Source organism: Bacteroidia bacterium (assembly GCA_026932145.1).
GTDB lineage: Bacteria > Bacteroidota > Bacteroidia > J057 > JAIXKT01 > JAIXKT01.
Genome location: JAIXKT010000021.1, coordinates 17,695 through 42,410 on the forward strand (window position 1 = coordinate 17,695; position 24,716 = coordinate 42,410).

At 38.5% G+C, this 24,716-nt stretch carries 16 protein-coding genes and 1 pseudogene; 10 read left to right on the top strand and 7 right to left on the bottom strand.

The genetic code is table 11. The features are described from left to right. The first annotated feature begins 12 nt into the window (after positions 1-12). Together LC115_05655 and LC115_05660 are read left to right on the top strand one after the other, a co-directional pair. Positions 13-2,052: a T9SS type A sorting domain-containing protein gene (locus LC115_05655; GenBank protein MCZ2356164.1), complete on the top strand. Its 2,040-nt coding sequence runs from the start codon at positions 13-15 to the stop codon at positions 2,050-2,052. Between the two features lie 272 nt (positions 2,053-2,324). After that, positions 2,325-10,253 (top strand): gliding motility-associated C-terminal domain-containing protein, encoded by a 7,929-nt coding sequence (locus LC115_05660; protein MCZ2356165.1) that lies wholly within the window; start codon positions 2,325-2,327, stop codon positions 10,251-10,253. A gap of 150 nt (positions 10,254-10,403) precedes the next feature. On the opposite strand, the gene LC115_05665 is transcribed toward LC115_05660, so the two are convergent. Continuing rightward, entirely contained in the window at positions 10,404-11,495 is a 1,092-nt protein-coding gene (locus tag LC115_05665; GenBank protein MCZ2356166.1) for a hypothetical protein, read from the bottom strand. 393 nt (positions 11,496-11,888) lie between these two features. Between LC115_05665 and LC115_05670 the strand changes: the two genes are divergently transcribed. From LC115_05670 to murB, 3 genes are all read left to right on the top strand, one after another. Beyond that, positions 11,889-13,018 (top strand): IS630 family transposase gene (locus LC115_05670; protein MCZ2356167.1). Its coding sequence is split into 2 segments (ribosomal slippage): positions 11,889-12,306 and positions 12,306-13,018, totalling 1,131 coding nucleotides; the frame shifts between segments, so codons are not numbered across the junction. Between the two features lie 337 nt (positions 13,019-13,355). Continuing rightward, on the top strand, positions 13,356-13,982 hold the full coding sequence (locus LC115_05675) for a threonylcarbamoyl-AMP synthase (GenBank protein MCZ2356168.1): 627 nt from the start codon (positions 13,356-13,358) through the stop codon (positions 13,980-13,982). 6 nt (positions 13,983-13,988) lie between these two features. Further along, positions 13,989-14,987: a UDP-N-acetylmuramate dehydrogenase gene (gene murB, locus LC115_05680; protein ID MCZ2356169.1), complete on the top strand. Its 999-nt coding sequence runs from the start codon at positions 13,989-13,991 to the stop codon at positions 14,985-14,987. 26 nt (positions 14,988-15,013) lie between these two features. On the opposite strand, the gene LC115_05685 is transcribed toward murB, so the two are convergent. The 6 genes from LC115_05685 to LC115_05710 all read right to left on the bottom strand — a co-directional run bounded on the left by LC115_05685 (position 15,014) and on the right by LC115_05710 (position 19,771). Then, a complete protein-coding gene (locus tag LC115_05685; GenBank protein ID MCZ2356170.1) occupies positions 15,014-16,990 on the bottom strand; it encodes a biotin/lipoyl-binding protein in 1,977 nt (658 codons plus the stop codon). 278 nt (positions 16,991-17,268) lie between these two features. Next, positions 17,269-17,706 (bottom strand): hypothetical protein, encoded by a 438-nt coding sequence (locus tag LC115_05690; GenBank protein MCZ2356171.1) that lies wholly within the window; start codon positions 17,704-17,706, stop codon positions 17,269-17,271. 107 nt (positions 17,707-17,813) lie between these two features. Continuing rightward, the gene (locus LC115_05695; protein ID MCZ2356172.1) at positions 17,814-18,188 is read right to left on the bottom strand and encodes a DUF1987 domain-containing protein; all 375 of its coding nucleotides are present in this window, start codon (positions 18,186-18,188) and stop codon (positions 17,814-17,816) included. Positions 18,189-18,202: 14 nt separating this feature from the next. Next, positions 18,203-18,763: a SiaB family protein kinase gene (locus LC115_05700; protein MCZ2356173.1), complete on the bottom strand. Its 561-nt coding sequence runs from the start codon at positions 18,761-18,763 to the stop codon at positions 18,203-18,205. A 21-nt stretch (positions 18,764-18,784) separates the two neighbouring features. After that, positions 18,785-19,165, bottom strand: a complete 381-nt coding sequence (locus LC115_05705) for a DUF1987 domain-containing protein (protein ID MCZ2356174.1) — start codon at positions 19,163-19,165, stop codon at positions 18,785-18,787. 15 nt (positions 19,166-19,180) lie between these two features. Next, on the bottom strand, positions 19,181-19,771 hold the full coding sequence (locus LC115_05710) for a SiaB family protein kinase (GenBank protein MCZ2356175.1): 591 nt from the start codon (positions 19,769-19,771) through the stop codon (positions 19,181-19,183). Between the two features lie 387 nt (positions 19,772-20,158). Here LC115_05710 and rpmG point away from each other — a divergent pair, with 387 nt between their 5' ends. The 5 genes and pseudogenes from rpmG to LC115_05735 all read left to right on the top strand — a co-directional run bounded on the left by rpmG (position 20,159) and on the right by LC115_05735 (position 24,699). Further along, entirely contained in the window at positions 20,159-20,344 is a 186-nt protein-coding gene (gene rpmG / locus LC115_05715) for a 50S ribosomal protein L33 (protein MCZ2356176.1), read from the top strand. Between the two features lie 38 nt (positions 20,345-20,382). Continuing rightward, positions 20,383-20,547 carry a DUF4295 domain-containing protein gene (locus LC115_05720; GenBank protein ID MCZ2356177.1) on the top strand — a complete coding sequence of 55 codons (165 nt, stop codon included), beginning with the start codon at positions 20,383-20,385 and terminating at the stop codon, positions 20,545-20,547. Between the two features lie 25 nt (positions 20,548-20,572). Further along, positions 20,573-21,400: a hypothetical protein gene (locus tag LC115_05725; protein ID MCZ2356178.1), complete on the top strand. Its 828-nt coding sequence runs from the start codon at positions 20,573-20,575 to the stop codon at positions 21,398-21,400. A 140-nt stretch (positions 21,401-21,540) separates the two neighbouring features. Next, positions 21,541-22,128: pseudogene (locus LC115_05730) on the top strand (methylated-DNA--[protein]-cysteine S-methyltransferase). Between the two features lie 255 nt (positions 22,129-22,383). Next, positions 22,384-24,699: a TonB-dependent receptor gene (locus tag LC115_05735; GenBank protein ID MCZ2356179.1), complete on the top strand. Its 2,316-nt coding sequence runs from the start codon at positions 22,384-22,386 to the stop codon at positions 24,697-24,699. Positions 24,700-24,716 lie beyond the last annotated feature (17 nt).

The window sequence follows — 24,716 nt, forward strand, 5'->3', positions numbered from 1 at the left end:
TAAATTTGCTGCATGAGAAATAGGGCAAAACAGTTTGTAATAGTAGGATTATGCTTTTGGTCATCAGTATTATGGGTATGGGGGCAGTCTTTACCCATCCCAATGCCAATACAACTACCTACTAATAGTCCATATATTCAGGACTTTAACAATACCCCGGGAGATTCAGGGATATTATATCCAAGTGGTTGGATTGCATTTAATGGGAGGATTCCGAACCCTGTACTTTTACCTGGAACTTGGTTAACAATGCTTTCCGGAACATACAATTATGGAGGCAAAATCGGTATGCTTGGAGATAGTATCTCAAACAATCCGGGTTATTTTGTGTTGGCATTATGCAACACCGCAGAGTGTGCCGAAATGGCTATTTCTTATGACGTTGTAAAGCAATGGGAGGCCTTATTTGCTAATTCCCGCTTGGTATTAGAATATAGCATTGACGGTCCAACTTCCGGATTTAAGTTAGTGCAGGGAACTACCTACGACTCTCGGTTTAGGCTTCCTAATTCAGTAAAGAAATATCTAAATATCTCTTTACCACGCGAGGTGCAGCGCCGCCGCCGTAATATTTGGCTGCGCTGGAAATATTCGGTAACATCAAATGCGCTGTTTTCAAAAAATCATGACGGAATTGCTATTGATAACGTTAGAATAGACTGGATACCAGCCACTCCGCTGATTGACCTAGGCAATGATACAACCATTTGCCCGGGGGGCTTCACCTACTTAGATGCCTCTGTGATACCGGGCGACCCTGACCCCATCTTCCCGGACCTTATTTGCGGACAACTACCTGAAATACATGAAGTTTCCTACTTATGGTCAACAGGAGATACGATACCCAAAATTACCGTTAACGTACCTGGCACATATTGGGTTGCAGCTACTAACGTGAATGGTACTACTTATGATACAATTCAGGTTATAGAGAAGCCGTTTATCGTTTCTCTCGGAAATGATACCACTGTTTGTGGCGGGATGATGTTAGATGCAGGTTCTCCCGGATCTGTCTATATCTGGAATACAAGTGAAGCTACCCAACGAGTGTGGGTTGATAAAACACATTGGTATCATGTGCGAGTGATTACCCCGGGCGGCTGTATCAACGAAGATTCCGTATTTGTAACCGTGATGCCTCCTATAGAATTTGACTTAGGCTCCAATCATCAAGTCTGTCAAGGTGAACCGGTTCTGCTGGAAGCCCCATTCGATTCTGCGTATCATTATTTATGGAGCACCGGAGATACTACCAACACAATAGAGGTAACAGCACAAGGGCAATATTGGGTAGAAATTATAACCAATACCTGTACGATAAGAGACTCAGTAAGTATTTCCTATGTTTCTTTGGAAATGAATTTAGGGGAAGATAGAGAATTATGTGTTAATGAGCCGTTGTTTGTGGGAGGAACATTCAGTCGTTATTTATGGTCAGACGGTTCATCTTTACCTTGGCTATATCCAAGTCAATCAGGGACTTACATCCTTACCGTAACCAATGAATCTGGCTGTCAAATATCCGATACAATAGCAGTAACGATACACCACAACTCTCCAGTTGGCTTAATAGCTCCGGATACCGTTGTGGTTGGCCAAGAAGTGATTTTTCGAGTAAATACAGCGTCTCGGGTAGAAAGTTGGTACTGGAATTTTGGGAACGGAACATTTACTGTTCTTCCCGATAGTGCTTCCACTACTTACAACCAGCCCGGAGATTATTTACTTCAACTAATCTTGGATGACGGCGTTTGTAATGATACTATTACCAAAACTATCCATGTACAATCATCCGTGTTTAGATCCGGAGATGTTTCTTATCAATTTAAAATATATCCTAATCCTGTAACGGAAATATTAAATATCCAAATTTTCCCTTTACCGGAGAAAGCAATAGTTAAAATTTTAGACATAAATGGAAAAGTGTGGGTAACATCAAATCTTGTAAATTCCGGAAATATTGATGTAAGCAATTTACCATCAGGAATTTATGTGATAGAAACTGTATCTGAAAATCATACTATTTTGGTTAGTAGATTTGTAAAATTATAGTAAATTTTTTGCTAAGGTTATCGCTCAGGCACATAAAAAATGTGCCTGAACGATTTATAAATTAAACATAAATTCTAAAATATTCCTCAAAAAGTAGCAGCTAATATTTCTATTCATCACCTTTTTTTGACTAATTATGATACTAAAATGAAACATTTAGTCTTTAATTTCTGCGAAAACGAAAACACATAACTACAAAGTATGTATTTTCGCAACTTTAAGAAGTTTTGATGATGACAGCTAACTGGGAGTATTTATGGTTAAAGCACAAGATGCGTTCAAGTATTTTTCGGCGGATAGTATTGTTATTAGCCTTTGTGTTAATGGCAGCATTAAACCAAAAAATAATAGCCTCACACGCAGTAGGTGGAGATATAACTTATGAATGCTTAGGTGGAAATCAATATCGTATTCGGGTTACTTTTTATAGGGATTGCCAAGGTGTTTCGGCACCACCCAATGTAAGTGTTGTTATTAAATCTGCAAGTCTGGGCGTAAACCGCAGCATTATTTGTAATCCGATTCCCGGAACGGGAATAGAAATTGCCCCAACGTGTACCAGCGCCGTTTCTACTTGCAATGGTGGCACTGTTCCAGGTGTGCAAGAGTACATTTACGAAGGAGTAGTTACCTTAAATGGTCAAGCTATAGATTGGATATTTGGCTATACTTTGTGTTGTAGAAATAACTCCATTAATACCATTAATAATCCCGGAGGTACTGACTTTTATATAGAATCAACGTTAGACAATACCACAGCAGGTGGTGCTTGTAACTCTTCTCCGGTTTTTTTAAATAGACCTGTTCCTTATATTTGCCGAGGCCAAGTTTATAATTACAATAACGGTGCGTTTGATGCAGACGGAGATTCTTTAACCTATGAATTAGTTGATCCGAAAGACAGCCCAAGTAGTGTTGTTTCTTTTAGGTCGGGTTATTCTCCTACTCATCCATTAGATGGTACAACTACATTTAGCACGTCCACAGGGGATTTAGCTATTAGTGCTACGAACGTTCAAATTGGAGTTTTAGCCATTAAAGTTAAAGAGTACCGTAATGGGGTATTAATTGGTACTATAATCAGAGATGTACAGGTTATTGTTTTGAATTGTAATAACATCAACCCGATTACTACGGGCATTAACGGAACTACTTATAATGCAACTAATGCGCAAATAACTGTATGTCCCGGCCAAACAGTGAACTTTACTATTGGGTCTTCAGATGCAGGTGGAGGAGACCAAGTAGCCATGACTTGGGATAACGGCATACAAGGTGCTACATTTACCGTTGGAGCAGGGTCATACCCAACCGGTACATTTACTTGGGCACCTGGTATAGCTGATACAAGTTCTCAAGCATACCAGTTCACAGTTACGGTAAGAGATAACGCCTGTACAATAAATGGTTCAGGTACTTTTGCTTATCGGGTTTATGTAATCAGCAACATTAAGGCAACGGTAAATGCTACTACAGTTTGCCAAGGGTCGCCTACTAATTTTTCTGTAACTAATGTAACCGGAAACACAGGACCAGTTACCTATTCTTGGGCTGGCTCCGGAGGCTTTACGGCAGGAAATACGCCCAATCCCTCTTTTACCTATTCTACAGCCGGAACGTATTCTTACACCGTAACCTTAACAGATGCGGGCGGCTGTAAATTGTTTAAGACAGGTACTGTAACGGTAAATCCAAGCCCAATAATATCTATTGTACCTCAGAATCCGGTATTGTGTAACGGATCATCAGTAACCTTAACGGCAACCGGCAATGCCGCTACCTACACTTGGTTTAATGGAGTTACAAATTTGGGTACAGGACCAAGTGTAACCGTTGGCCCATTTTCTTCTACTCAAACGATAACTTTGCGAGGAGTATCTGCCAATGGCTGCTCAACTACCACTACAACTCAGGTAATTGTTACGCCGCCGCCGCCGGCTGCGGCTTGTAACACAATATATGTAACTCCAACCGGAGGAGCTAACGCCTCCGGAACTCGAGCTGACCCAGCCTCCTTAGCACGTGGCTTGATACTCTCAGCTTGCAATGCAAGTATAATTAAGATAGCCGCCGGAACTTACAATATTTCAAACCCAATTACCACTATTACAGATTATGTAACCTTAGATGGTGGATATAATAGCACCAACTGGACAAAATCTAATGCAGTTCCTACTATAATTTATAGAGATGCTAATAATATAGAATTAAATCCCAATAGGCTTGTAGCATTTAGTTTGAACTCGGTAAATGGCTTTCGTTTTCAAGACTTAACGATACAAGTAGCGGATGCACCGGCTACTACAGTTGGGCAACAAGCGACCAGCGTTTATGCGATAGCATTGAATGGTTGTTCAGGCTACAATATTGTGCGCTGCCGAATAATTGTTGGAAATGCAGGAAATGGTTTGAACGGAGCAGTAGGAACTACTGGTGTATTGGGCGGGGGATTTGCTGGTGGTGCTGGTGGTGCTGGTGGTGCTGTTGGTGGTGGTGGCCTTTGTACAGGAAGTGGGAGTAATGGTTCTACGGGTTCCACTGGAACTGGTTCAAGTGGCGGTTCCGGTGGAACAGGCGGGCAGAAGGGTGTGTTTTTGGGACAAACTTCTCAAAATGGAAATAATGGTAACCCCGGTGGTGTGGGTACGGTCGGTTCGATTGGTGCAAACGCTTCGGCAGGAACATTCGCAGGAGGTTTTTTTGTGCCCGGTACAGGGGCAACAAATGGTTCTGTGGGGGGTAACGGTAGCGGCGGCGGCGGCGGCGGCGGCGGCGGCGGCGAATGTTGCTGTCAAGATCCTGGTGGTAACGGTGGTACCGGTGGTGCTGGCGGTGCCGGCGGCCAAGGCGGAACTCCCGGTACAAGCGGCGCTAGCTCTTTTGGTATAGTAGCTTTTGCTAATGGTACAGGTGCTACCATTAAGGACTGCAGCATCTCAGCAGGCAACGCAGGCACAGCGGGGATAGGCGGCTCAGGCGGCTCAGGCGGCTCAGGTAGCACAGGTAACTCTGGCTCAACTCCCTCTGGCGGCCGCTCTGGCGGAAATGGAGGAAACGGCGGACAAGGTGGTGCTGGCGGAAAAGGAGGAGACGGATCAACTGGAATTGCTACTAAATTATATGTAACAGGAACTAACCCAGCAGTAGCCTCGGGAGGAATGGCGCAGGTTATTACCTCAGGCTCAAACACTCCGGCTGACTTTAACCTTATTGCCCAGCCCGTAATAACCTGCGGAGATACTTCTTGCACAAACCGAAATGTAGTATTTAATGCTGGTTCTTCGGCTGCATGGAACCTTGGAACAATTGGTGATGCAACTAATCCAACCCCAACCGGCGCAAATGTGATTTCGCAATACACAAACACAGGTAGAAAAACAGTATCTTACTCCGGTAATGTTTATACTGATTTCTGGCCGATTTTAAGTACACCTTCAGCATCTACTCCAACCATCATTATATCCGATGACTCTGTATGTAAAAATACCCCAATAGTGATGTCAAGTTCTGTTTTAACCGGCGTTGTAACTTATTCATGGACAATACGCCGCGGAGCTACTACGGTATTTACAGATTCCAGCGCAACGAGTGATACAATAACCTATACCCCAACGGTTAATGGGAACTATACAGTTTCTTTAAAGCTATTAACAGATTGCTGCGGCTTAACGGGACCTATTACTCGTACATTTTTTGTAGATGTTGATCCAATCGTAAATATTACCGGTGATACGCTGCTATGTGCCGGAGAATCAACGACTTTATATGCAAGTGGTTCAGGTGGAGTAGGAGGGATTAAACGCTTTATTTGGTCTCCCGGAAATGTAATTGCAGATTCTATAAAGATTACCCCAACTGCTGATACAACAATTACGGTAGTTTCAGTGAATGCAACCGGCTGTACAAGTGCCGTAAAAACGCAGATTGTAAAAGTATATCCGAACCCTACGGTAACAGTCAACCCAACCAATTCACTGATTTGTGATGGCGATACAGTTACTTTAACTGCCACTGGAGGTGCAAGTTATGAATGGACGGTTTTAGGGAATCCTACTATTATCGGTACCAATAATACGTTAATAGTCCCTTCTACGACTGCGAATTTGTTTCAGGTTGTAGCTATGTCAAGCCATGGGTGTAAGAGCCCGCCTAAGACGGCAATAGTTGTGGTAGAGCCGGCAGCAGAACCCACTCTCTCTACAAATGATTCTACCTTATGCCCGGGACAATCAACTACTTTAACGTTTAGCGGAGCTGCTCCCGGAAAAATCTACGAACTCTTCGTCTCCGGATCAAGCACACCGGTTTACAGTGGACTTTCAACAACTTATGTTGTAAGCCCCGCAGTTACAACAACTTATATATTGTTTACTACAAATGCTAATAACTGCCGGAGCCCAAGGCCGGATAGTATGACAATTATTGTAAATCAAAAGCCTATCCTAAATATTCCTGATCAAACAATATGTTCAGGCAATACGATAACGGTTACAGCACCGGCTGGCCTTGATATTTACGCGTGGAGACGACTCCCAGCAGGCGCACCGGTAAATGGGCAAACAATAACAATTTCTATTGCCGGAACTTACGAACTAATGGTTGTAGATAGTTTTTACAACAATACTGATGCTTGTGTGTATCGTGATACTTTCGTAGTAACAATAAATCCAAAGCCGGATATTGTCGGGAATACAATTGTTTGCGGATTCACATCCAATACGTATTCATTAACGACTGCAATTCCGGGTACATTTTCAATCAAGAGTTCTATTGGTTCTACTATTAATACTGCCGGCCTTGCTCTAATGGGTAATGGATCGAGTGCTGCAACCGATTCTATCTTTTATGTAACCTCAAATGGCTGTAGAGATACATTTTTGGTTACCGTTAATCCGAAGCCAGATATTACTGGCGCTACCAATGTTTGTAGTTTTACACAGCATACTTATTCCACTTCCGGCTTAGTAGGCACATATTCGCTAAGCAGTAGTATTGGTTCTTCTATTAATGCTGCTACCGGTGTTGCTGATTTTGGCACAACGTTAAGTCCAGTTATAGAGAATATCGTTTTTGAAACATCGAGTGGCTGCCGAGATACGCTTGCGGTTACGGTTAATCCAAAACCTGTTATTTCCGGTGTAGATTCAATTTGTGCTTATACAGCTACTACCTTTAACACGAGTGGGCTTGGTGGCACTTTCACAATAGGCACAACGATTGGATCATCAATTAGTGGTTCAGGAAACTATGTGTCGGGTTCTTTGGCAGGGGTAGATACAATTTACTTTGTTTCTGCTGCCGCCAGTTGCTTAGATACGCATCTTGTTCGAGTTAATCCAAAGCCAGATATTACTGGCGCTACTAATGTTTGTAGTTTTACACAACATACGTATTCTACTTCCGGCTTAGCAGGAACTTTTTCTTTGAGTAGTAGTATTGGTTCTTCTATTAATGCTTCTACCGGTGTTGTTGATTTTGGTACAACATCAAGTCCAGTTATCGAAAGTGTTATTTTTGAAACACCGAGTGGTTGCCGAGATACTCTTGCGGTTACGGTTAATCCGAAGCCTGTTATTTCCGGTGTAGATTCAATTTGTGCGTATAGTGCTGCTACTTTTGCCACAAATGGGCTTGGTGGTACTTTCACAATAGGCACAACGATTGGATCATCAATTAGTGGTTCAGGAAACTATGTGTCGGGTTCTTTGGCAGGGGTAGATACAATTTACTTTGTTTCTGCTGCCGCCAGCTGCTTAGATACACATTTTGTTCAAGTAAATACAAAGCCAGTTCTTACGGGACCTGCTTCACTGTGTATGTTTACACAAGGAACAATACAAAGTGGTGGTTTAGCCGGTACTTTCAGTATAAGTTCTACAGTTGGCTCTACAATAGATCCGGTAACAGGAGTAATATCAGCCGGAACCACAACATTTCTTGCGATTGATGAGGTTTATTTTGTAACGCCGTCTGGTTGTAGAGATACAATCAGTATAAATATTCAGCCGAAGCCGGTTATTTCCGGCCAGAGTGCCTACTGTATTGGCTTTAGTGGTCAGTATAACTCTTCTGTGCCATCTAATTGGGTATTAGTATCTTCGGTTGGTTCAACGTTAAATGGTTCTGTGTCTGGAGTTCTTACGGTAAACTACTCTACTGGAACCACTTTTGGAACAGACTCGTTGTTCGCTACATCTCCCAGTGGTTGCAAAGATACTTTCTTAATCACTGTTAATCCACTGCCGGCGATTATTGGCCCGGTAACGGTTTGCGGAGGTACAAGTGCAAGTTATACTTCAACAGGAGCTAACCTGCGGTGGAGTATTAACTCTTCGATAGGCTCAACTATTGATTCTTTAACCGGAATAGTTTATTTCGGAAATCCTGCAACACCCGCAACAGACATTATCACGGTAAATTCCGGCTGCTTAGATACAATGCATATCTTAGTAACCCCATCACCATCGGTTGCCTTTACCATCCCTGATACCGTTTTATGTGCCAATGAAAGTATTACTTTAACGCTTACTACTACCCAAACGACCGGTTATGATTGGTATCGTGATGGGACAAAGTTGAACCATTTCTTACCCAGTTTATTGGTAGCAGTAGGTGATTCAGGAACTTATGCCGTAATTGTTTCCAATGGAAATTGCTATGATACAGCGAGTGTGCACATTGGCCGCCAGCCTTTGCCGATATTTGATGTATTAGATGCCTCTATTTGCTCCGGCAATCCGGCGATATTACGTGGGCCGCTTGGTTCAAATTACACCTATAACTGGATAAATTTAGCAACCGGATTATCCGTTGGCACCAATGATACGCTAATTGTAACAACCGGAGGAACGTATTCTTTAACTGTTATAGAAACAATAAACAACAAATCTTGTAGTTATACAGATACCGCAGCGGTTCAAGAGTTTTCTCTACCTACTGTTGATATTGTACCAACAGATACAGTACTTTGTTCTGGAGAAATTTATGTAATAACACCGGTTACAAATGGAACTACTTTCCGTTGGTTCCAAGATGGTGTGTTTACCGGCACAATTACGGCAGTTTTACCGGTTTCAGATACCACAAATAGCACCCACGTTTATACCGTTGAAGTAACCTCTAACGGTTGCGTTTCGATGGATTCAATACGAGTTCGGGTAAAATCCTTGCCGATATTTACTGTTTTAGATACTACATTATGTGCAGGAGGTACTGGCACACTCGTTGGCCCAATATACTCCGGCATAGGAGGCTATATATGGCGAGATGCCGTATCACAAACAGTAGTAGCTACAAGCCAAACATACAGTAGTAACGTCTCTACACAAGTTACCTTAACCATAGAAGACACTACTTTTGGAAAAAGTTGTTATTACACAGATACCGCAAGCATAACCATAGTTCCACTACCGGATATTACTGCTACAAACGGAGCTGCCTGCTTAGACCAAGGACAAGTTTTAACAGCAAGTTCAACAGTTACCGGAGGAGTATTTTTATGGTATTCTGATTCAAATTCTACCACTGTGTTAAATACAGGTGAACAATTAGTAATCTCAAATACACAACAAACAGAAACCTACTGGGTAGAATACACAGCAAACGGTTGTACGTCAATCCGTGTGCCGGTACGGGCTGTATTATTATCTACACCTGTGTTAGATGTTTCTTCGATTCCGGCAAATCCAGTGATATTGCGTATTTCAAATTCAGCAGTTCAGTTTCAGCATAATCAAGGGGTAGATACTTCAGCAGTATATTACTGGGATTTTGGGGACGGCCAAACAAGCAATGAGGCTTCTCCAACGCATATTTATCCATTAGGTGGCCCATATACTGTTACTGTAATCGCCCTAAATCCATTAACAGGCTGTTCAGACACTACTCAACTCGCTACCTATACTGTTTTAGAAGATGAGATCATCACAATACCTAACGTCTTTACTCCGAATGGAGACGCTACCAATGATTTCTTCGTACCAAACATAAAAGGATACTCAAAGTATGAACTCTGGGTACACGATAGGTGGGGGGCACTGATGTTCTTTAATGACGCTAATTCAACTAAATATTGGAACGGCAAAAATCTTCAAAACTCTGATTGCACAGAAGGAGTGTATTTCTTCACAATTAAAATTTATCCAATTGACAACAATTTAGAGACAATTCAGAGATCCGGAAGCGTTACATTGTTGAGGTAAAACCTATTATGATGAAACGTTAAGAGGAGGTTATTACAAATAACCTCCTCTTAACGTTTTTCCTAAATCTATACTTGCTTAACAATACCATTACTTGATATTCCTAAGCCTGAGTTGCTTGGGTAATATCAAAAATTGGTTTACTTTGATTCATTTGCTTAGCCATAAATCATAAAATATATTTTTATAACTTTTAATTGTATGCCATTTTTTAACCCATTCTATATTATCTTCTACAATATTATTGGTATAGCTTAGATTAATATTTTCTTTAATCACTGATTCCAAATTTACTGCATTTAAGTTAATTATAGGAGTATTTGGGAATAAGTATTTAATATTTGTGTCTTCTATATAACAGAATACCACATTACCTAATATTAATGCTTCGATTGATTGAAGACCATACCATCCTATTGATAGTTGGTCAATTAAAAAATGAGATTTTTTCATTTCATTTATCAATTCATATCTACTTAAAACATAATATTTATTACAATCATCAAAAGTTTTTTTGGGAATAACTACCTCTACTTGTATTCCATTCATCTCTTTGAGAGGCATTAGTTGGTCTATAATATAAGTGCTACCTTTAATTGATTTATTTGATGGTGAATGAAGGATTTTTAGTGGCAACTTTTTATCAAATTTATAGTCAGCTATTTTTTGGAAATTTTCTATATCAATAAATACAGGAATGTATATTGCATCTGGGATTATTTGCAATAGATCGGGTGTTGAAACTATTATTTTGTCAGCATACTTTTTAGACAAATTAATCAATTTTAGCTGATTTTCATCAGACATCGGAAAAGGATTTATTTTTGTTTCTAAATATGTTTTTAAATTATCATTTTTCCATTTTGAATATTTTACAGATCTAATATCAGCACCGACAAAATGCATAATAACCTTTTTACCTAGCAATTTGTATAAAAATAGTTCTAAATCTCTATATTTATAGGTTAAAATTAATTCTCCTGATAAAAAATGAAATATATCATATCGAATTAATGCTCTTAGAAAAAATAAAAATAAGTAAATGTAAACATAAAAGTTAGATTTTTTATAGATTTCGCATGTAAAAGTATATTTTGTTTCAAAATGATCTTTAGCTAAAACATATTTTGAAAATGATTCAACTTCTAATTTATCGGAAAATTCTTCATGGATAAACTTTGTATAGTGCTCTATTCGGTAGCCAATATCTACAGCACCAAAAAGAAGTCTTTTCTTTTTCATCAATGTTAATAAAAAGCTTGGTTGTGGTTCAGAAAACAGGATAAAATTCTTGGCAATAACTTTGTAGTTTATTTATAAAGCAAAATGAACGGTTACCTACTCTCATTGCCGAAGTGCAAAAATATCCAAAAACGAGATGAACAAGAACGGAACTTGGAATTATTTGGTTGCGGCTTAGAAAGTATGATGAAGTTTTTGGCAATAAAGACTAACCTTATCGTCTATGCCAGAAGTCAAACAAACGGTTACTTGCCCTCATTGCCAAAGCACAAAAGCAGCTAAGAATAAATATAAATAACTTATTATGAGTTAGAAGCAGAAGATTATATAGGAAAACTACTGTTAGGTTAGATATGTTATGACGCATATATTTCGTATCTTTACAAAAAAACAATGATACGATACACGATTAAATTGACAAAGGAAGAAGTAGAGGAACTTCAGGCAATCATTAATAAAGGAAGCCATACTTCACAAACATTCCGTACTGCTTATATTCTGTTAAACTGCGATGAAGGCGAATATTCTGACAAAGTAACCAATGAACAGATTAGTAAAGTACTGAAAGTAGGGATGCGAACCATAGACAGAGTTAAGAAAAAATTTATTGAAGAGGGTTTCGAGCAAGTGCTGGAACGCAGACAGACAAGCCGAAAATATGAAATAAAGATAGACGGCGAGGTGGAAGCTAAATTGGTTGCACTATGCTGTAGCGAGCCACCCAAAGGATTTGCAAAATGGTCTTTGCGATTGTTAGCAGATAAGATGGTAGAGCTGAATTACGTGGACAGCATATCTTATGTTTCGGTTGGGAATGTTTTAAAAAAAATGAACTTAAGCCTTGGAAAGTAAAAGGTTGGGTAATTCCACCGGAAAAAAGTAGTGAGTTTGTAGCACATATGGAAAATGTATTGGATGTTTATAAAAGACCTTACAATGAAGAAAACCCCGTTGTTTGCATGGATGAGTCACCAAAGCAATTGATAGAAAGCAAGAACAATTCTCCCATGACTCCGGGTTATGAAAAGCGGGAAGATTATGAATACACCAGACATGGTGTTGTCAATATATTTATGGCAAACGAGCCATTGAAAAGCAAACGTTTGGTTGAAGTAACGCAGACAAAAACCAAAAAAGATTGGGCAATGTTTGTAAAAAGAATAGCTGATGAAATGTATCCGGAAGCGAAGAAGATAACTTTGGTAATGGATAATTTTAAAACCCATTCCCCATCGGCATTATATGAAATGTTTGAACCGCAGGAAGCAAAACGAATTTGGGACAGGTTTGAATTTGTATATACTCCTAAACACGGAAGTTGGCTAAATATGGCAGAAATAGAATTACACGTTCTAAACCATCAATGTTTGAATAGGCATATCGCAAAAATAGAAAATATTGTCAGCGAAGTAGAGGCTTGGCAACAACACAGAAACAACAAAAATGGTAAAATCAATTGGCAATTTACAACAAACGATGCAAGGCAAAAACTCAGAAGACTTTATCCGTTAATTTACGATTAACATAACAGTATGTTTGTTTCCTAACTGGCGATAAGTTTTCGCGTCCAGTAAATACGAGGCAATTATAGTCTCTTTCTCTTGTTCTGTTTTTACTGCTTTTTTCTCTGTGGTTACACTTTTTTGTGTAAACCTATTTTAGGGCGAGACAGTTGGCGGAAATCCTTGTTTGGATGAAGGTAAGTGAACAACTATTTCGTTTTTTATTATATCTTTGCTAAGTACTTTGTACATAAGGGGTGGTTCTGAAATAATTATGTTTTGTGACACAAATCTCAACAACCCTTTTCAATTTTTTAAAATAAGTTTAAATTACTTCTACCTCAAATACTAAATAGAAATGCTTTTGCCGATACATCCTAAAAATCCACCGGAGAGGCTGCTCCAAAAAGTGGTGGATTGTTTACGTAAAGACGGAGTTATCATTTACCCTACCGATACCGTTTATGGGCTTGGCTGCGATATTTATTCCAAAAAAGGTATTGAGCGGATTTGTAAAATCAAGAATATCTCGCCGGAAAAGTCCAACTTCTCTTGTATCTGCGAAAGCGTTTCTATCATTTCTGATTATGCTGTTCAGGTTTCTACGTCTATCTATAAAATGATGAAGCGTACCTTACCCGGCCCCTATACCTATGTTTTAAGAGCTTCTAAAAAAATCCCCCGCCATTTTCAGTCCGAACGAAAAACTGTCGGAATCCGCGTGGTCGATAATCATATTGTAACCGATTTAGTCCGGCTACTTGGTAACCCAATGCTAACCACATCTTTACGGGAAGATGATAATATTTTGGAATACCTTACCGACCCAGAATTGATTCACGAAAAATATAAATCCATAGTAGATATGGTGATTGACGGAGGCCAGGGAGGAATTATCCCTTCCACATTGGTAGATTGCAGTTTTGAAGATGACACTTTTGAGGTGATTCGTGAAGGCGCAGGCAGTTTAGAACTGTTATATTGAAATAAAATGCCCGTCTCTTTAAAAAATCTCACCACTTTTGGAATTGAAGCTACTTGCGCTGAACTATATGAAGTACATTCACCGGAACAAATACCATCCTATCATGGAATATTGTCAGAACCACATTTGATTTTAGGTGGTGGAAGTAATATTCTGATTACCAAAAATTTAGAAATTCCGGTTATTGCTATCCGGAACCAAGGAATCCACATAGAACAAGAAAACCAGTCAAATATATGGGTGAAAGTTGGTGCTGGAGTAGTTTGGGACGAGTTGGTTCATTGGGCAGTATCAAATGGTTTTGGGGGCGTTGAAAATCTATCGCTAATACCCGGCCGCGTAGGAGCTGCACCCGTTCAAAATATTGGTGCTTACGGAGTTGAAATTGCAAACGCCTTAAAATCAGTAACTGCGTGGGATAAATTTACCCAAAGATTCTGCCAAATTTCCGTACAGGATTGCCAATTAGGCTATCGAGACAGCTATTTTAAGCAAAAAGGTAAAGATAGATTTATAATCACAGAAGTAACACTTTGCCTACAGAAACCTCCTACCTACAAACCTATCTTAAGTTATGGTACTGTTTTAGAAGAGCTTAGGAAAAACTATCTTGAGCCATTTACGATTCAACAAGTTCGGGATACGATAGTCGAAATTCGCCGTACGAAACTTCCTGACCCAAAAGTTACCGGAAATGCAGGCAGCTTTTTCAAAAACCCGATTATCTCCTATGAACAATTTGTTGAACTGCAAAAAGATTTTCCAGCGATAGTTCATTATCGAGTTCATAATGAAATTAAATTAGCTGCGGGTTGGCTTATCGAACAAATAGGCTGGAAAGGGTACCGGCAAGGTGATGTTGGTTGCCACCCCAAGCAAGCCTTAGTGCTGGTAAACTACGGAAAAGCCACCGGCACCGAAGTATGGGAACTCGCCCAAAAAATTCAACAAAGTATTTTCCAGAAGTTCAACGTAAAGTTAGAACCGGAAGTAAATGTTTACTAATACGTTACGTTATTCATCAACTCTAATTATTCCATTTCTATCAGTTGTGTAGCGGCAGCCACAACAGCACCCGCCGCTACATAGATAGCCTTCACAACTCCATCTGTATGTGCCCGAACTGTGTTTTCCATTTTCATAGATTCCATAATCAACAGTGCTTCTCCTGCCTGTACTCTTTGGCCGGCCTCCACTAATACCCGCAGTATTTTACCCGGCATCGGAGAATGATAGCTGTTTTCGTGCTCTATATTTACCGGTTCAATAAATCTCGGTACTATTATTAACTCATAGTTTCCTAAGCTAATATTCTGTAAACCAATCTGTTTCTCGTAAATATAATAATCAAAGTGATACTGTCTATTCCCAAAAGTAAAGCGAATAGCTTCTTCTGAATAAGCCAATAGGTTGGAAGAAGCGAATTGTCCGTCTAACTTAATACAGATTTGAGAATCTCCATTTAAATTATAACAAACTGATTCAGCGTATTCTACATTTTTATTTATCCAAGAAAAGCGGCGAGTAGTTTTATCAAAAGGATTATTTCGCCAGCCGGCGGGAATACCGGGTAAATTGACTTGCGCGTTTCGGTCATTTAAAATACAGCACCAAAGTGCAGCTATCTGTACTTCAATGGGAAGGGTTGCCTGAATAGGAGAAAGGAGTTCAGTTCGATAATCTTGAACAAAACGGGTATTTAGGTTTCCGGATAAATACTGCGGGTGTTCTATTAGGTTTTTCAAAAAAGATAGATTTGTAGTTAAGCCAAGTATGATGGTTTCGGCTAATACCTTGGACATTAATCTGTTGGCATCTTGCCGGTTTTTTCCCCAAGTAATAACCTTAGCAATCATCGGGTCATAATAGATAGATATTTCATTTCCTTCGGTAACTCCTGAATCTATTCGTGCATACGGGGATGTTTTCCAACGATGGATTGTTCCTGTACAAGGAAGAAACTGATTGTCAGGTGATTCTGCATATAGTCGTACTTCAACAGCAGCACCATTTAGCGGTATTTCTGATTGTTTTAGGGGGATTTTTTCTCCTTCAGAAATCATAATTTGCCATTCTACTAAGTCTAAGCCGGTAATAGCTTCGGTTACGGGATGTTCTACCTGCAAACGGGTGTTTACTTCTAAAAAGTAAAATTTATCGTCTGGTGTCAAGATAAACTCTACTGTTCCGGCATTTGTATAGTTTGCTGCTTTTGCGATTCTGATAGCTGCTTCGCCCATCGCTTGGCGAAGTTCCGGTTTCGTTAATAATGCCGGCGAAGGTGCTTCTTCTATGATTTTTTGATGCCGGCGTTGAATAGAGCATTCTCTTTCATGGAGATACACTAAGTTACCGTGAGTATCTCCCATAATTTGTATTTCTATGTGCCTAACGGTTTCAAAATAACGTTCAAGCAGTAGCGTATCATTGCCGAAAGCGGCTAAGGCTTCACGTTTGGCACTTTCTATTCCGTGCAAAAGTTCATTTTCATGCTGAACGACCCTCATTCCTTTTCCGCCGCCTCCGGCTGCTGCTTTAATTAATATGGGAAATCCGATTTTGAGAGCTTCTTCGGCTAATTTATCTGTGGCCTGTTCTTCTCCGTGATAGCCCGGCACTACCGGTACATTGTGAGCAATAGCTAAATCTTTAGCCTTTTTTTTAGAACCTATGCAAGTTATGGCTGCTGAAGTTGGACCGATAAATATAATCCCGGCTTGTTCACAAGAGAGCGCAAAGTGTTCATTTTCAGAAAGAAATCCATATCCGGGGTGAATAGCATCTGCGCCTGATAACTTTGCTGCCTCGATAATGCGTGTTTGATTCAAGTAAGAATCTATACTGGGGGCTGCGCCAATACAAACGGCTTCATCTGCTTGCTGAACATGGGGTGAATTTGTATCTGCTTCTGAATACACCGCAACTGTTTGAATTCCCAAGCGAGCACAGGTATGTATAACTCTGCACGCAATCTCTCCACGATTAGCTATTAAAACCTTCCGAATCATAATACAAAGTTAAAAACAAGCATTTCAAAACCATAGGTATATTTAAACTTATATGAAAATAAAAATAATTACAGTAGTTGTATCTTTCAAAGCTACTTTTTCCGAAGCTTTTTATTACTGCAATTTTTCTAATATTATATGTCGAAAATTGATTCACTTTTCGAGCCATATAAAAATAGCTAAATATTATTACTAAAATTAGAGCGAAACAAAGCCGTTAAAATCTAAATAAGAAAGTCTATTTCTTATTTAGATTACTCGTTATATTGCTGTAAATATTAGTGAGTACCGGGTTTTGCGTTAAAAATAACGTAATATACGATAAAAATCATGCAGATTACAACCAAAGCTCCCATAATAATCATGGTAAGCTGAAACTTGTTTACCTTAGTATCTAATTCTGCTTTTTCTTGAACTATTTGGCGTTGTTTTTGAAGGATTTTTTCGTTTTTATTTTTAACCTCTTCGGCTTCAGCACTAATTTCTTGGTTAAAGGCTTGTAGTCTTTCGTTAGCGGTATTTAACTTAGACTCTAATTTATCACTAACCTTAGTTAGGAACTTTGTTTCATCAAGTAATTTTTCATACTCATCTGCGAGGCTACTGAAATGACCTTTCAGCTCTTCACGAGAAAGCTCGTCATTGGCAAGTGCTTCACGTGCTTTAGAGAGGCTAACTATCTCATTAGCAAACGCTTCTAATTTTCTTTTTTCCATAGTTAAGTAGTATTACAATTTTATGGCTAAGGTAGTGATATAACTCAAACAGTATTTAAAGTAAAGTATTTAGTTTTCAACAAATTAGTTTAAGTTATACACAAAACTCAGATTGTAACTAAGTCAAAAGGTACGTCTAAAAGAGCTTTGTAGTCTTCGCCGGTCTCTTCCATATCTTCATCGTCTGCGTCATAGCACCAAGTGATAACGATTTGACGACCATTTTTATGTAACCGTTCTAATCTTCTGAATACGTCTAAAATACACTTAGAGGAACTTGTGTTAAAGTATTCTAATTGAAATTTAAAATTTGTCTTTGGATTAGGGTTCTGGGCGTATTCATCGAGCCAGTCCAATATTTTTCGATAAAACCCGACTGAATCTTCAGGGATTGATCTGCCTGAGACTTCAAAGACATTAATGTCGGCGTTCAGTATGACCTTTGGGGTCTTTGGTGTGGGTTCAATAACAAGATTTCTCACAATAGCAACTATTTTTATTCTTGTACTCTTGAGATTTTAGCCTCTAAACTAAAAAAGGAATATTTTTCATTTACATAGTGAAAGTCGTAGCCTAATTTTTGGCCGGATTTTCTAGCGATGTCAATCATTCCCAAACCGGCAGTACCCTTAGAAGACATCTGTTCGTTAGACAAAATGTCTTGATAAAGTGCCTTTAGCTCCTCTTTATTGGAGTTATTTACACGTTCAAGTTTTCCCTGAACGTCTTTTACACGGTCATTAAGAATATGGTTTCCGGTAATAACGTAGTAATCTTTATCTTCTTTTCCAATCATTAAGAGAGCTGTTCTATCATTGATTAATGAATCGTCTGTAATCTCTGCAACTTCAAGGGAGTCTAAGTGATGATATACATTTTGGAGGCATTCAACCATGACGTTAAATACTTTTCGTTTTACTTTTTTATCTTCATTATCCCCGTCAAGCTTGTTTTCCATCATTTGGAGTACAGAGGATACTAAGTCAGCGGTAACTTCTCCTTGATAAACAAAGATGATGTTATTCGCTTGCATATTTTTATAATAGCTATAGGTCATAGTCTTTATCTATCGGTAATGTTAATACACTTTCATCACAAGCTCAAACGGAACTGAAATAAGTACTTTATAGTCTTCGCCGGTTTCCTCCATATCTTCATCGTCTTCTTCATAGTACCAGATAATTTTAACGATATTAATATCTGAGTGGATTTTTTCCAATCGTTTTAATATTTCCAAAATATTTTTGGAAGAACTTGTGTTGAAGTATTCTAATTCGAATTTGAATTCGGTGAGCGGGAGAGGTGAACCACCGTACTCATCAATCCAGTCAATAATTTTCTTATAAAATCCGACCGAATCCTCAGGGATTGAGCGGCCTCCTATTTCAAAAACACCTGATTCAGCATTTAAATGCACGTGGGGTGTCTTATGGGTTGGTTCTATCTTTAAAGGCTTTATCATAAATCGTGTTATTTACAGCAAATTTGCAGAAATTTTAGCTTCCAAACTAAAAAAAGAATAAGTGTCATTTACGTTTTCAAAGTCATAAGCCAAGGTCTGGCGTGATTTACGGGCAATATCAATGATCCCTAACTTAGTCAAGTTTGCTGAACTATTTAGCTCACTAACTAATAGTTCTTTATAGTAGCTTTTTATACTAGCTGTATCCATAGCATTTATAGAGTCAATGAAACTGGATATTTCGTTACAAAGAGATGTCTCTATAAAGCGGCCAGTAGATACGTAATAAACAACTCCTAATTTTTTTACAAGTAATATTGCGGTTGGGTCAAATTTTGGGTCGTCTTTTTCAACTTCTTGATAAACACCCTGAAAACATTCAACCATAACGTTGAACACTTTCTTAGAAACCTTTCTGTCTGCTCCGTTATCTTCCAACATATCTCCCATAATTTTAAGTACGCTCACAACTAAGTCGCTGGTTACGATACCGTTAAACTGAAAGATAATGTTGTTCTCAAACATCTCCCGGTAACAGGGATACAGAAACCCCATAGGGTTAGGTGTCTTGTATCGATTTATGGAGAGAATGTCAATATTCATGCCGCAAATATACAGATGTTTGGTGCGAATTTCCGTATTTCTTGAATTATTTTTTCTATACCAGTTACTTTTTTCCACATAGGTAACATACACCACTTTTGAATAAATACTTGATAAAGAAATTCAAACCAGATAATTCTCGGTTTTGTAGATTTTATGAACTATTGCAGTGTGAATAATTTTTTCAATATCATTATCTGATTACCTAACTAAAAATACCCTAAAAGTTAAGAGTAGTATTCATTGTGATACTTAAATTTATTTCTAAGTGTTTTAGAGCATAAAGGTATTCTGTAATTCACTTTTTTAAAGAATAAAATTAAAAAACTATAAAACGATTGGTTTATTTTATGTAATTTTGCGCCCTGAATTTACTGCATACAAGATATGGCGAAAGCAAAAGGAAGTCGCATTCAGGTTATTTTAGAATGTACAGAGCACAAAAAGTCGGGTTTACCCGGAACCTCCCGATATATTACTACTAAAAACCGTAAAAATAAGCCGGAGCGCATAGAACTAAAAAAGTATAACCCAATTCTTCGCCGCTATACGGTGCACCGTGAAATCAAGTAATTTTTTCTAACAAAAACAAACATTAATACCTTAATAATATGGCAAAGAAAGTAGTTGCAACGCTAAAGAAAGAAACCAGTATTAGCACAACAAAGGTTATCAAAGCTTTCAAAAAAGAGAAAAATGGCGCATTAACCTTCAAAGAGGTTATTCTTCCTTCTGACCAAGTTCAAGATTACTTGAACGGCAAAATTAAACTCTAAAAATACTCAAAACTATTCTGCATTGATGTTTGAAACCGTTCCTGCTTGGGTTCGTGAACTTCAAAGCCAATCTATAGCAGGCATACATTGGCTTTCGGGTACAGAGCAAGAGGAGTTTGCGGAAAAACTTCATCATTCTGCCGAAATGGCGTTTGAATTAGTGCCCACTAAAGAGCAAGATAAGGAAATTGCAATCGAAACACTACGGCAAGCAATACCTGTAGCCGTAGGCTCTACTTGCTCAAATGGAATGGGGATGTCTTGGACATCAAATATATTGTTTCATTCGGATTCCCCTGACCAACTTTTTTTGCAGTTGTTCCATGAGTATCCTTTCTTATTTTGGATACCATTGGGAAATACTGCTTCAGAAATTGAAGAGACTTTATCAGCCTATTTTCCGCGAGTTATTCGGCCCAAAATAGAAAGTTTTACAAAAACTTATCGTTTCTTTTTATGCCAAGCAAATAGTGAGATTTCTCAATTAACTCAATTAGCACACTATTTTAGGGAAAATTTATTTTGCGATGAGGTTCAATGGGGAAATATCCAACAAACAGACCCATTTGTTGGAAGACTCCCTAATTATCAAGAAATTACTGAAACCAGAGAAGCCTATACTCTAAATAGTTCAAATCTTATTCCTACGCTTTCTTTCAGAACGCGCCATACAAACTCAATCATAAAGATAGAAGACCACCAAGCTGTATTTATGGCTGAAATTCGCTATAATCCAGTAAAACCCTCGCCACTAATATCTTACTATAATGAATCCTACGAAACCCATTTTTTAGAAGATATTCCCGTAGATATTGTTGCTACGTTATTAGGTTTCCCTGTGAGAAGATATTAAATCCTCAAAACCAGATAGCACTGTTGTGAATATTTGCATTTATAGAATGTAAATGCGTTATTTGAATCAATTGATTATCATAATTGAATAGAAGAATAATTTCTGAATCAGAATTTCCGGTTCTGGGAAAGCCGCATCATTTTATTAAAATAGAGAGAATGATGCCGGACGAACACAAAAATGCTACTGAAAATCTTTCTGTTAATTATAGTTTTGCTGAAAGTCCCTTTGGAAATCTAATTATAGCTTCAACATTGAAAGGTATTTGCTATATGGCTTTTGAGACTGGCAAAGAAAAGGCATTGAAGGGCCTTAAAATAAAGATTCCAAATGCAATATTTCAGCCAAAAGTAGATTCGATGCACCAATACGCGCTATCTGTTTTTCAAAATGATTGGAATAACCTGCCTGAAATCAAACTACATCTAAAGGGAACCGATTTTCAGCTAAAAGTTTGGGAAAGTTTGTTGCAGATTCCATTCGGACAACTTTATACTTATGGCGACATTGCTAAGCAAATCGGGAATCCTAACGCTTCAAGGGCAGTAGGTACAGCCATAGGAAGTAACCCGGTCGCTTTTCTTATCCCTTGCCACCGTGTGATACAGGCATCCGGAAATATTGGAGGTTATATGTGGGGCAGTACCCGAAAATCAGCCATTATCGCTTGGGAAAAAACAATATTAAATCCCAAAACTAAAGGATTTTCAATAGATGTAATCTATTGAAAATAAACCGTTTTCTATTTATTATTAGACTAGAAAATGAATAAAACCATTAATTATATGGTTTTAGAATGAACCTTATTTACTACTGAGCATCTACTTTTTTCTCAAAATAGTTATTTTCTGGCGAGTAGTTTGCTTAACATACTTTAAATATAAAATATAGCTAAAGCTATGGCTCATAAAATTGGTCGGTGATATACCGCCTTCTATGCCGCTGTCGTTTGTATTCAAGAGAGAAACTGTACCTTTGTGGTCATGTTTGCCAAGAAAATAATATTTTTTTTCAGTTTTTGGGGGCTTTGTAGTTGGATATACGCCCAAACTGCTATTGTTCGTGGATCAGTTCAAGATGCTGCCGGAGACCCTATTATCGGGGCAACAGTTTATTTTGAAAAACTTGGAATCGGTGCAAACACAAACTTACAAGGTTTATTTTCCATTTCTAAGGTGCCGGCAGGTAAACACGATCTCAGAATCACCTACTTAGGCTATGATACGGTTCGGCAAAATGTGGAAGTAGCTGCCGGAAAGGCAATTACCTTGAATTTTAAAATGACAGAGAATCAAGGTAAAGAGTTAGAAACAGTAGAAATAGTTGCCGAAAAAAGTATCATTGACCCAACCAAAGTAAATACCGGCGTAGTCAAAATCTCCAGTAAAGATATTTCTCTTATACCAACATTAGGGACGCCGGATTTAGCTCAATATCTGCAAGTGATTCCGGGCGTTATTTCTACCGGCGATTTAGGCGGGCAGATTTTTGTGCGAGGCGGCACTCCTATCCAAAATAAAGTTCTTTTAGACGGAGCCGTGATTTACAATCCCTTTCACTCAATTGGGTTATTTTCTGTTTTTGATACGGACTACATTCGTTCTACCGATGTTTATACGGCGGGCTTTTCTGCCGAATACGGCGGGCGGGTTTCTTCTATAATGGACATAAAAACGAGAACCGGAAATTTAAGCCGTTTTAGTGCTAAAGCACACCTGAATCCATTTACTACCGGATTTTTAGCCGAAGGCCCCTTAGCTAAAGATGCTTCAAGTTTCTTAATATCAAGCCGTTATGGCTTAATTGACCAAATTTCCAAATCTATGTATTCTTATGTAAACGATACTGCCGGAATGCCCTATCAATTGGTAGATATTTTTGGTAAAGTAACTTTTGGGGGGGAAGCTAATCGAGTCAATCTATTTGGATTTCACCAACAAGACAAAGTAACTTATGGTTTTCCGGCAAATATTCAGTGGAAGTCAAGTGGCGGAGGAGCTAATTTTATGTTTTTGCCCAATAACACAAATGCAATTATATCCGGAAATTTTGCACTTAGCTCTTATCAAACCGGTTTAGTCAGTGCCAGTGAAGCTTTCCCCAGAAAAAGTTCTATCACCGGATTTAATGGTGGGCTAAACTTCGCCTATATCATCAACTCAGTGAATGAGCTTTCTTATGGAATAGAATTTTTAGGTTTCAGTACAGACCTAAAATTTAGTAATTCCTTAGGGCTTATTACACAGGCAGCTAACAACAACACAGAAGCCGCAGGGTTTGTAAAGTTTAAAAAAGTATTCAAACAAACCCAAACACTGAATGGTGAAAAAGTTGATTTTCACCGCTTTGTGTTAGAACCAAGCCTTCGGGCACATTATTACAACAACCAGTCCGTTGTTTCATTTGAGCCAAGAATTCGTGGAAAACTAAACTTTAAGCGGATTAGCTTTAATGCGGCTGCCGGAATGTATTCCCAAAACCTAATGTCTCCTACCTCTGACCGAGATGTGGTAGCATTATTTCAAGGGTTTTTGTCAGCACCCGAAGATGAAACACCTAAAAACTTGGTTAAAAATAATTCTTTGCAATATGCAATACACTATTTAGCCGGAGTTGAAATTCGGCTATTCAATGCAGTTGATTTACTGGTAGAGGCTTGGCAGAAAAACTTTACCCAGCTCACCAATTCTAATCGCAATAAACTATTTCCAACAGACCCTACGTTCATTACAGAAACAGGAATTGCTCGGGGAGTTGATATAAATTTAAAATTACAGACCAAAAAGTTATATCTCTCGGCTGTTTATGGGCTATCAAAATCTGAACGGAATGACTTTATTACGACTTATTTTCCGGTTTTTGACCGCCGCCATAATGTTAATTTAGTGGCTAACTATAAGACCGGCGATATTGAGGGAAAATTTTCCCGCGAAGCCAAATGGGAATTCGGTTTACGTTGGTCATTGGGTTCAGGATTCCCTTTTACCCAAACCCAAGCACTGTTTGAAAAATTATACTTCTGGAATAACGGCTCACAAGCACCCGTTTTAAACCAAAATGGAAATTTAACTATCATGCTAAGTGATGCCTATAACGGATCTCGCCTACCGTATTTTCACCGATTAGATATTACTGCTAAACGAAAATTCAGCATAAAAGATAAATTTTTATTAGAAATAAACATTAATACTTTTAATACCTATAACCGAGAAAATGTTTTTTATTTTGATAGAATTAGAAATACACGTGTAAACCAACTACCATTAGTGCCAACAGCCGGAATATCATTCCTCTGGTAAATACAATAACACTACAA

Excerpts from the sequence above, each read along its gene's own strand:
- LC115_05690 (MCZ2356171.1), bottom strand. The coding sequence starts at position 17,706 with ATGGAAAAAAGAAAATTAGAAGCGTTTGCTAATGAGATAGTTAGCCTC.
- LC115_05720 (MCZ2356177.1), top strand. The coding sequence starts at position 20,383 with ATGGCAAAGAAAGTAGTTGCAACGCTAAAGAAAGAAACCAGTATTAGC.
- LC115_05735 (MCZ2356179.1), top strand. The coding sequence starts at position 22,384 with ATGTTTGCCAAGAAAATAATATTTTTTTTCAGTTTTTGGGGGCTTTGT.
- murB (MCZ2356169.1), top strand. The coding sequence starts at position 13,989 with ATGCCCGTCTCTTTAAAAAATCTCACCACTTTTGGAATTGAAGCTACT.
- LC115_05660 (MCZ2356165.1), top strand. The coding sequence starts at position 2,325 with ATGCGTTCAAGTATTTTTCGGCGGATAGTATTGTTATTAGCCTTTGTG.
- LC115_05725 (MCZ2356178.1), top strand. The coding sequence starts at position 20,573 with ATGTTTGAAACCGTTCCTGCTTGGGTTCGTGAACTTCAAAGCCAATCT.
- LC115_05655 (MCZ2356164.1), top strand. The coding sequence starts at position 13 with ATGAGAAATAGGGCAAAACAGTTTGTAATAGTAGGATTATGCTTTTGG.
- LC115_05675 (MCZ2356168.1), top strand. The coding sequence starts at position 13,356 with ATGCTTTTGCCGATACATCCTAAAAATCCACCGGAGAGGCTGCTCCAA.
- LC115_05700 (MCZ2356173.1), bottom strand. The coding sequence starts at position 18,763 with ATGACCTATAGCTATTATAAAAATATGCAAGCGAATAACATCATCTTT.
- rpmG (MCZ2356176.1), top strand. The coding sequence starts at position 20,159 with ATGGCGAAAGCAAAAGGAAGTCGCATTCAGGTTATTTTAGAATGTACA.
- LC115_05710 (MCZ2356175.1), bottom strand. The coding sequence starts at position 19,771 with ATGAATATTGACATTCTCTCCATAAATCGATACAAGACACCTAACCCT.
- LC115_05665 (MCZ2356166.1), bottom strand. The coding sequence starts at position 11,495 with ATGAAAAAGAAAAGACTTCTTTTTGGTGCTGTAGATATTGGCTACCGA.
- LC115_05685 (MCZ2356170.1), bottom strand. The coding sequence starts at position 16,990 with ATGATTCGGAAGGTTTTAATAGCTAATCGTGGAGAGATTGCGTGCAGA.